Annotated in this window: 1 pseudogene; it reads left to right on the top strand. The window is 32.2% G+C overall.

The features are described 5' to 3' along the window. Positions 1-1,689: pseudogene (locus tag H2279_RS08440) on the top strand (autotransporter outer membrane beta-barrel domain-containing protein); the annotation flags it as partial. Between the last annotated feature and the right edge of the window lie 101 nt (positions 1,690-1,790).

The following is a 1,790-nucleotide window of genomic DNA, read 5'->3' as shown; positions in this document are numbered from 1 at the left end:
GAAGTTAAAGGTGGAAAAGCAGGTATTATCAATGAAGGTGTTATTGGCTCTGGCTCTGATAGCAGTGGAGACACAGGTATCAAGATAGAAGGTGGTGGTAGCTTAGCTGGTGGTATAGTCAATCAAGGTAATGGTTCTATCACAGGTTCTATCACAGTAGAACAAGGTGGCCAACTTGACTCCATAGTCAATACCTCTACTTCTGATACAGGTATTTCAGGTTCTATCACAAACAATAGTGATAATAAATTAGAAATCTCCAATGGAGAAGGTGCTACTATAGGTGGTGGTATTGTTAATAACGGAAGTGCTGATTTAGTAATCTCTAATCAAGGCAATGTTGGTAAAGATGAACAAGGCAATACAGTAACTAACAATGGTGGAGGTAGTGTTAATATACAAGATTGGGTTGTTTCTACTGATGAAAATGGTCAATTAGAAACTGTTGTGGTAGGTGGAGCTAATAAAGACAATGTAACTGTAGATAAAGTTACTGTAGATCAAAGCGGACTTGATTTAGGACAACTTGATAATGTTAGCAATCTCATTTCAGGAGTAACACCTGATAAAATAGGTGGTATAAGTGTAAATGGTGGTGGTGAAATCACCATAGATGTTGATCCACTCACAGGAAAATTAGCAACAGATTTTAACCTTAATGCTTCTATAGCAGGAGCTACTTTTAGATCTTTAATCAACACTACTTCAAGAAGATCAACATTTATTGATAGTGTTATGGGTAATTCTATGCAACATTTTGCCTTTGCTAAATCTAGTACTGCTATTGCTATGCAAGAAAAAGGTAATTTATATGCAAGTGCAAGTGATTATATAAAAAATGATTTTAATAATGGAAGCTATGGTTATAATAAAGAGCATTCTTTATTTATCCTTCCTTATACTTCTTCACAGAATGTTGAACTTTCTTTAAATGAAGAAAGTAAAGGACACACTAAAGGAACTATTATAGGTTATTCTACTTTAAAAGATAGTGGTATCTATGGTGTGTATGCAGGTTATGAAGATACTAAAATGAAATCAACCTATTTTGATATAAACAATAGATCTTATTATGCAGGTTTAAAATACTTTAATACCTTATTTACAACAAGTAAGGGTCAAGAAGTTTATCTAAAAGCTCAAGGTAAAACAGCCTTTGTTAAAAATGAATTAGGTAAAAAAATCGGTAAGAGTGAAGCTAAAGCTAATCCACATTCTTATGCTTATGGTTTAGGTACAGATTTGGGTATGAATTTTAACTATGGCAATAATATCTTCTCTCCAGAAGTAGGTTTAGCTTATGAAGGTGGTTATACTGAAGCTTTTTCTATGATCAATACCAAAGGTCAAGCTACAGTTAAAGGTGGAGAAAGAACTTATGCAAACTATTTAAATCTTTTCTCTACAAGAACAAGCTTTACATGGTTTAGAGATTGGTTGCCAAATTTAAAAACTTCTATGACTTTAGGAGCTAAGCTTAATATCAATCCAGAAGTTACAGCTAAAGCTAGATTTGGTCAAGTAAAAGTAAAAGATAAATTCCATTTACCAAGATTACAAAGATATGTAACTACATCTATGATTGTTCCTTTAAATGATGCTTTCTATTTTAGCTTAAACTATAATGGAATGTTTGATACTAAAGGTAATACTCATACAGGTTTTGCACAATTTAATTATGTATGGTAAATTAAATCATGAGAATTCTTAAAAATTAAAAACAAATTGTGGGTTAGTGTTGGGTGGGTTTTCCTTTTTGTAAAAATCATTTCAAAATAAAACTACTGATT

The sequence above is a fragment of the Campylobacter sp. B0100352/1 genome, assembly GCF_020135855.1.
Classification (GTDB): Bacteria; Campylobacterota; Campylobacteria; order Campylobacterales; family Campylobacteraceae; genus Campylobacter_D; species Campylobacter_D taeniopygiae.
This window is presented reverse-complemented; position numbering and strand designations above follow the sequence as displayed.